General features: G+C 42.4%; 7 protein-coding genes. All 7 read left to right on the top strand.

The window, feature by feature from the left end; genetic code table 11:
- Window positions 1-340 precede the first annotated feature (340 nt).
- The 7 genes from cymR to AKG34_RS16350 all read left to right on the top strand — a co-directional run bounded on the left by cymR (window position 341) and on the right by AKG34_RS16350 (window position 7797).
- Entirely contained in the window at window positions 341-760 is a 420-nt protein-coding gene (cymR, locus tag AKG34_RS16380) for a cysteine metabolism transcriptional regulator CymR (protein WP_053347061.1), read from the top strand.
- A 60-nt stretch (window positions 761-820) separates the two neighbouring features.
- Window positions 821-1966, top strand: coding sequence for a cysteine desulfurase family protein (locus tag AKG34_RS16375; protein WP_053347060.1), 1146 nt, complete (start codon window positions 821-823; stop codon window positions 1964-1966).
- Between the two features lie 29 nt (window positions 1967-1995).
- Entirely contained in the window at window positions 1996-3111 is a 1116-nt protein-coding gene (mnmA, locus tag AKG34_RS16370; protein ID WP_053347059.1) for a tRNA 2-thiouridine(34) synthase MnmA, read from the top strand.
- A 123-nt stretch (window positions 3112-3234) separates the two neighbouring features.
- Window positions 3235-3900 carry a tetratricopeptide repeat protein gene (locus AKG34_RS16365; RefSeq protein ID WP_053347058.1) on the top strand — a complete coding sequence of 222 codons (666 nt, stop codon included), beginning with the start codon at window positions 3235-3237 and terminating at the stop codon, window positions 3898-3900.
- Window positions 3901-3936: 36 nt separating this feature from the next.
- Window positions 3937-6345, top strand: a complete 2409-nt coding sequence (gene recD2 / locus AKG34_RS16360; RefSeq protein WP_053348139.1) for an SF1B family DNA helicase RecD2 — start codon at window positions 3937-3939, stop codon at window positions 6343-6345.
- 118 nt (window positions 6346-6463) lie between these two features.
- Window positions 6464-7030: a LemA family protein gene (locus tag AKG34_RS16355; protein ID WP_053347057.1), complete on the top strand. Its 567-nt coding sequence runs from the start codon at window positions 6464-6466 to the stop codon at window positions 7028-7030.
- Window positions 7030-7797 carry a TPM domain-containing protein gene (locus AKG34_RS16350; RefSeq protein WP_053347056.1) on the top strand — a complete coding sequence of 256 codons (768 nt, stop codon included), beginning with the start codon at window positions 7030-7032 and terminating at the stop codon, window positions 7795-7797. The genes AKG34_RS16355 and AKG34_RS16350 overlap by 1 nt, the downstream gene beginning before the upstream one ends.
- The last annotated feature ends 98 nt before the right edge of the window (window positions 7798-7895 follow it).

Here is a 7895-nt window from a genome sequence, read left to right as displayed (position 1 = left end):
AGAAGATAATCGTCAGCGGCACAATCGTCCATGAAAGAAGATAAATCGTCCTACATGTGGGATAATTCGTCCATGAGAGAAGATAATTCGTCCGTCAGCGGAACAATTCGTCCTTGAGAGAAGATAAATCGTCCGTCAGCGGAATAATTCGTCCTTGAGAGAAGATAAATCGTCCGTCAAGCGGAATAATTCGTCCTTGAGCAATATATTTAAGCTCTTTTCCTACCTCTCCAATTAGGATAATTTGACAAATGGAGGGCGGGTGAATGCATTTCTAGTGGGAATATGCTATAATTTCAACAGAATTTATAAACGGATAAATAATATGAGGTGTATATTAATGAAGATATCTACTAAAGGCCGCTATGGTTTAACGATCATGATTGAGCTTGCTAAACATTATGGAGAAGGTCCGAAAAGTTTGAAATCGATTGCTCAGACGCATAGTTTGTCAGAGCATTATTTGGAGCAGCTGATTGCGCCACTTCGTAATGCAGGATTGGTGAAGAGTGTTCGTGGTGCATATGGTGGGTATGTCCTATCAAAAGATCCTCAGGAGATTACTTCTGGTGATGTCATTCGCGTATTGGAAGGACCGATTACTCCGGTTGAGGGAATTGAGGATGAAGAGCCGGTAAAACGTCAGCTTTGGATTCGGATTCGTGATGCTGTGAAGGATGTATTGGATAATACTACGTTGATGGATTTGGCGAACTACAAGGATACTGGTGAAATCAATTCTTATATGTATTATATTTAAGTAATTAGCAACGCGCCTATTATATAGGCGCTTGCGTTTTTTAATGGAGGCGACAAAAAAGTGAACAGAATATATTTAGATCATGCTGCGACTTCACCGATGCATCCGAATGTGATTGATAAGATGATGACAGTCATGAGCCATGACTTTGGTAATCCGTCTAGTATTCATGCGTTCGGGCGGGAAGCGCGCCATGTTTTAGATGAAGCGCGTTTAAGTATTGCCACAAGTATCAGGGCCGGGCGGAATGAAATCATTTTTACGAGCGGTGGAACAGAAGCAGATAATACGGCGATTATTGGGGTTGCGAATGCGTATAAAGAAAAGGGAAAGCATATCATTACGACAGAGATTGAGCACCATGCAGTATTGCATACATGCCAATTCCTTGAGAAGTCTGGCTTTGAGGTCACATATTTACCTGTGAATGAAGCGGGGCTTATTTCGATTGCCGATTTAAAAGCGGCATTGCGGGATGATACAATTTTGGTTTCGGTTATGTTCGGCAATAACGAAGTTGGGACAATCCAGCCGATTGCTGAAATCGGGCAACTGCTTAAAGATCATCAAGCCTTTTTCCATACTGATGCGGTACAGGCATATGGACTGATTCATATTGATGTCCGCGAGTTGGGTGTGGATTTGCTGAGTGTATCAGCGCATAAAATCAACGGACCAAAAGGAGTCGGCTTTTTATATATGCGCGAAGGGTTAAAGCTGAATCCCCATTTATATGGCGGAGAACAGGAGCGTAAACGCCGGGCTGGTACGGAAAGTGTGCCGGCAATTGCTGGCTTTGCCGAAGCGGTTTTGATTGCTCAAAGTATGATGGATAAGAAAACGGAGCAATACTTGCAATTTAAAGACGTATTGCTTGCCGTCTTTGACGAGGCGGATGTACAATATGAAATTAACGGATCTATGGAGCAGTCGCTGCCACATGTGCTGAATGTTAGTTTTCCAGGTACGAATGTTGAATCGATGCTCGTTAATCTGGACTTGGCCGGTGTTGCGGTATCAAGTGGATCTGCTTGTACAGCTGGGTCAATTGAACCGTCGCATGTGCTCGTAGCGATGTTTGGAAAAGGTTCGGAGCGGACGAAGAATTCGATTCGTTTCAGCTTCGGTCTGAACAACACCGAACAGGAAGTTAGGCAGGCTGCTGAAACAACCGTGAAGATCGTTAAAAGATTGGTACAACAATAATTTTTTCTTTAAATAAATGAGGTGACAGAATGAATAAAGCACCACAAGACACCCGCGTCGTCGTTGGGATGTCAGGAGGCGTCGATTCTTCTGTGTCAGCCCTGCTATTGAAAAATCAAGGCTACGACGTAGTTGGGATTTTCATGAAAAACTGGGACGATACAGATGAAAACGGAGTCTGTACAGCAACGGAAGATTACAATGATGTGATTGCCGTTTGTAATCAAATCGGTATCCCTTATTATGCAGTCAACTTTGAAAAGCAATATTGGGATAAAGTTTTTACGTATTTCTTGGATGAGTACAAAGCAGGCCGTACGCCGAATCCGGACGTAATGTGTAACAAGGAAATTAAGTTCAAGGCATTCCTTGAGCATGCGGTAAGCCTTGGTGCTGACTATGTAGCGACAGGTCATTACGCACAGGTTGAATACAGAGATGGCGAATATAAAATGCTTCGCGGTGTCGATAATAATAAAGATCAAACGTACTTCTTGAACCAGCTTACTCAAGAACAATTGGAAAAAGTCATGTTCCCACTTGGTCACATTGATAAGAAGGAAGTTCGTGAAATTGCGAAAGAAGCGGGTCTTGCAACGGCAACGAAAAAAGATTCAACCGGTATTTGTTTTATCGGGGAACGCAATTTCAAAGAATTTTTAAGCAATTATCTTCCAGCACAACCAGGTGATATGGTTACGATGGAAGGCAAGGTAATGGGTAAGCATGACGGTTTGATGTATTACACAATCGGGCAACGTCACGGTCTTGGTATTGGCGGCAGCGGCGAGCCTTGGTTCGTTGCGGGAAAAGACTTGAAGCGCAATGTTTTATATGTGTGTCAAGGCTTTGATAACGATGTGCTTTATTCCAATTCCCTGAATGCTGTGAATGTCAGTTGGGTAGCGGAACATAAACCTGCAGCGGAATTTACGTGTACGGCAAAATTCCGGTACCGTCAAGAGGATAGCGGCGTTACGGTGAAAGTATTGGAAAGTGGCGATGTCGAGGTCATATTTGACGAGCCAATCCGCGCGATTACACCTGGACAAGCAGTCGTTTTCTATGATGGCGACGTATGCCTAGGTGGCGGTACGATTGATGAGGTATTTAAAAAAGGTGAAAAACTGACTTACGTAGGGTAAAATAATCATGTCCCCAGCTGTGTTTGCGGTTGGGGACTTCTTTTGGATTGTGAACAGCATCGTCTGAATTACACTGCTAGCTTGTGCTATACTTTTTAATATAAAAATGGAGCGTGAATGATCATGGATAAAAATCAACAAGGCATTGAGTTTATGCAACAAGGAAAATACGAAGAAGCGGCTAAAGTTTTTAATGAGGCTATAGAAGAAAACCCGAAGGAGCCGGTTGCATACATAAACTTTGGAAATGTACTTACAGCTGTCGGTGAAACGGAAAAAGCCATCAAGTTTTATAAAAAGGCGATTGAGCTTGATGAAGATGCAGCAGCTGCTTATTATTCGCTAGGGAACTTATACTACGAATCAGATGCTAAATTAGTCGAAGCGAAAGATATGTTTGAAAAAGCAATCCGTTTGGGTCTTGAGAACAGCGATGCTTACTTTATGCTTGGATTGACGTTGATGGCGTTAGATCAACCGAAATTGGCTATGCCTTATTTACAGAGAACGGTGGAATTGAGTCCTGAGGATGTGGATGCAAGGTTTCAATATGCGCTTTGCCTAGCAAATGCGGAACTGTATGATGAATTGATCAATCAATTGAATTTAGTGGTTGAACAGGATCCAGGCCATGCGGATGCTTATTATAATTTAGGGGTTGCGTTTGCAGGGTACCGTGAAGATCCGCAAGCTGCGATAACATATTTTGAAAAAGCATTGGAAGCACAGCCAGACCATATGTTGGCGGCACACGGTAAGAAATTGATGGAAGAAATGAATGCTGAATAAATAGACGACATATGTATGGAAGGGTGGGGAGAAGCGTTGAGCCAGCAAGATTCGATGGATTTGTTTGCAGAAGAGAAAATGTTTATGAAAGGAAGTCATTTAGTGACGATCTTTCATAATGAAGAAAATATGTACTCGGTTGTAAGAATCCGTGTGAATGAAACGAATTTGAACTATGACGAGAAGGAAGCGGTCGTCACGGGTTATTTTCCGAGGATGCATGAGGATGAGACGTATATTTTTTATGGAGCAATGAAAGAGCACCAACGTTTTGGTCTTCAATTTCATGTTGAGCATTTTCGAAAGGATTTGCCCCAATCTAAGGAAGGAATCGTCAGTTATTTATCTGGTGAACTGTTCAAAGGTATTGGGAAAAAAACAGCCGAAAGCATTGTCAAAACACTCGGGGAGAAGGCAATTTCTAAAATTCTGGCTCAGCCTTCCATACTTGATGATATTCCGAAGCTATCCGGGGAAAAGGCGAAGAGTCTCTATGATACTTTAGTCGAGCATCAAGGTCTGGAACAGGTAATGATTGCTCTTAATCAATATGGCTTTGGCCCACAGCTGTCTATGAAGATTTATCAAATGTATAAGCATGATACAATCACCATGGTTCAGGGAAATCCATATAAGCTTGTGGAGGATATCGAAGGAATTGGTTTTGGGCGAGCGGATGAGCTTGGGCATCAGCTAGGCATTTCCGGTAACCATCCTGATCGTATCAAGGCTGCGTGCCTATATACACTAGAATCACAATGTCTGCAGGATGGAAATATCTACATAGAAGCTGAGCAGCTGTTGGAAGCTGTCAAGCGGCTGCTTGAGGAAAATAAGCGCGATCGAATTGAGTTCACAAACATTTCCTCGGAAATAATCGAATTAACGGAGACGGGTAAAATCGTTGTCGAAGATCAACGAATTTACCTGCCATCCCTTTACTATTCTGAAAAGGGAATTGTTATGAACATCAAGCGGATGCTAGCACAAACCGAGTATGAAGACCAGTTCCCAGAATCGGAATTTTTACTGGCACTTGGTAAGCTGGAAGAGCGTCTAAATGTTTCCTATGCCTCAGCTCAAAAAGAGGCGATACAAACAGCCCTGCAGTCGCCTATGTTGATTTTGACGGGTGGACCTGGTACGGGGAAGACAACGGTTATCAAAGGGATTGTCGAGTTATATGCCGAACTTCATGGTGTGTCTATGGACATTAACGATTATAAAAAAGAGGGCAGCGATCCGTTCCCATTTGTGCTTGCGGCACCTACTGGACGTGCAGCGAAACGCATGGCTGAATCGACGGGGCTTCCCGCTGTTACGATTCACCGCTTGCTCGGCTGGAACGGAAGTGAAGGCTTTTCCCATGATGAAGATAATCAGTTAGAAGGCCGCATTGTCATTATTGATGAGGTTTCTATGGTGGATACGTGGTTAGCTCATCAATTGTTTAAAGCCTTGCCGGAAAATTGCCAAGTGATTTTAGTTGGTGATGAAGATCAGCTGCCTTCAGTCGGACCGGGACAGGTGCTAAAGGATTTGCTTGCTTCGAATTGTGTGCCGACTGTCAGTCTTGAGCATATTTATCGTCAAGCGGATGGTTCATCAATCATTGAACTGGCCCATGATATAAAAAAAGGCCGGCTTCCAAATGATGTTACGAAGCAGCAGGAAGATCGATCGTTCATTCGCTGTAAGACTGACCAAATCGCTCAGGTTATTGAGAAAGTTGTTGCGAATGCCAGGACGAAGGGTTTCACTGCCAAAGATATTCAAGTGCTGGCCCCAATGTATAGAGGACCTGCCGGGATTGATGCATTGAATAAAATGCTGCAAGAAGTGTTTAATAGCAATGTGAATGAAAAGAGGCGGGAAATCAAGTTTGGAGACGTGATCTACCGAACGGGAGACAAAGTGCTTCAACTGGTGAACCAGCCGGAAGAAGGCGTCTTTAACGGTGATATGGGTGAAATTGTGTCAATTTTGTTTGCGAAGGAAAATACTGATCATGTCGATAAGATCATTATATCGTTTGAAGGCATTGAAGTAACTTACACGAAGCAGGATTTGAACCAGATTACCCACGCGTATTGCTGTTCAATCCATAAATCGCAGGGAAGCGAGTTTCCCATTGTGATTTTGCCTGTTGTAAAAAGTTATTATCGGATGCTCCGGCGTAATCTATTGTATACAGCGATTACCCGAAGCAAGAATTTCTTGATACTTTGTGGTGAAGAAGATGCTTTCCGTTTAGGTATCGAGCGCAATGATGAGATGCGCCGGAAAACTACATTACTTGAAAAACTTCGTGAAACTTTGAATGATGAAGAAATGCCAGCTGAATCTGCAGAGTTGCCAATACAAGAGGAAAGTTATTTTGACATACTGATGCATGAAGATCCGATGATTGGGATGGGCAATGTCACACCTTATGATTTTATGTAGGTGGAGATAATATCTGGTTCTTTACCTGGTTTGGATAAATTTTGTTTAAAATTCATAGTTTTAGTGGAACTAATATAAAATATAGTTTATATGTGCAGAAAGAGTAAGGAGGATTTGGATGAAAAAGGGATGGATTATAGGATTAGTTGTTGTCGTGTTAATTGTCATATATGGGGTTTCTTCTTACAATGGTCTTGTAAGTGCCAATGAAGACGTCGACAATAAGTGGTCACAGGTAGATAACCAATTAAAACGAAGAGCAGATTTGATTCCGAATCTTGTGGAAACGGTAAAAGGTTATGCATCGCACGAAACTGAAGCCATTAAAGCGGTCAGTGATGCACGTTCGAAGTTGGCAGGTGCTAATTCAACGAAAGATGCCATTGATGCAGATCAAGAACTGAGTGGGGCGTTAAGCCGTCTTTTGGTGGTCGTCGAGAACTATCCGGATTTGAAAGCAAATGAGAACTTTAAGGGCCTTATGGATAGTTTAGAAGGAACAGAAAATAGATTGACCGTCGCAAGAAAAGACTATAATGACGAAGTAACCACGTATAACAAGACCATTAAACGCTTTCCAAAGAATATGATGGCTAGCGCATTTGGTTTCGATGTAAAACCATATTTTGAAGTGACTGATCAAGAAAAAGAAACGCCGAAAGTTGATTTCGGGAGCGATAAATAATGAAAAAACTCGCTGTGTTTGCGCTATTTTTTATTTTCACTTTCAATTTAGCAAACGTAGTCGCAGCAGAACCTAACATTCCAAAACCTATTGGAGATATTTATGTCCAGGATTTTGCTGGAGTCCTCGATGATCAGGAAAAATCAGAGCTTATAGAACTGGGAAAACGATTAGATGATGCTACAAAAGCACAAATCTCTGTTTTGACCGTTGACTCAATGGAAGGCTCTGAAATAGAGGAATACTCGGTCGAAGCATTTAGGAAATTCAAGCTCGGGGATGCAGAGCTAAATAACGGAGTCCTCATTGTTCTGGCCGAAGAGGAAAAGAAAATCCGGATTGAAGTGGGGTACGGGTTAGAAGGTGCCATTACTGATATAAAATCAGGACAGATTTTGGACAATGTGGCAATCCCTCAGCTGAAAGAAGGTCATTACAATCTTGCTCTGACTGAAACCTATAAGGCTGTTTATAACGAGGTCACGGAGGAATATAATTTAGGTGACGAGTTTTATCAAGATCTTTCCGTTCAGACAGATACAGGAACTTTTCAGCCATCAGGTTTACAGATTTTTCTCATCATCGTTGGGGTCATCATTTTGTTCATCCTCGATGCCAAATTGTTTAAAGGATTTTTCCTTCAAATTATCATCAATATCCTTTTGATGTTCATTAGTCGCGGAGGCGGAGGCGGCAGTGGTGGCGGTGGCTCACGAGGCGGTGGTGGAGGAAGCTCCGGTGGCGGAGGTTCTAGCCGTGGATGGTAAGGTAGATTTGACCGGGAAACCGGTCTTTTTTTTATGCCTGAAACTTTACGTTTTCTAAGATGATTCAACAATGGAAAACCTTTCAGCACATCTATTTA

It is taken from the genome of Peribacillus butanolivorans (genome assembly GCF_001273755.1).
Classification (GTDB): Bacteria; Bacillota; Bacilli; order Bacillales; family DSM-1321; genus Peribacillus; species Peribacillus butanolivorans.
The sequence above is the reverse complement of the archived record's forward strand: the minus strand, read 5'-3'. Positions and strand labels throughout refer to the sequence as shown.

What these genes read in the sequence shown, in the direction of transcription:
- cymR (WP_053347061.1), top strand. Translation starts at nt 341, where the DNA reads ATGAAGATATCTACTAAAGGCCGCTATGGTTTAACGATCATGATTGAG.
- mnmA (WP_053347059.1), top strand. Translation starts at nt 1,996, where the DNA reads ATGAATAAAGCACCACAAGACACCCGCGTCGTCGTTGGGATGTCAGGA.
- AKG34_RS16365 (WP_053347058.1), top strand. Translation starts at nt 3,235, where the DNA reads ATGGATAAAAATCAACAAGGCATTGAGTTTATGCAACAAGGAAAATAC.
- AKG34_RS16355 (WP_053347057.1), top strand. Translation starts at nt 6,464, where the DNA reads ATGAAAAAGGGATGGATTATAGGATTAGTTGTTGTCGTGTTAATTGTC.
- AKG34_RS16350 (WP_053347056.1), top strand. Translation starts at nt 7,030, where the DNA reads ATGAAAAAACTCGCTGTGTTTGCGCTATTTTTTATTTTCACTTTCAAT.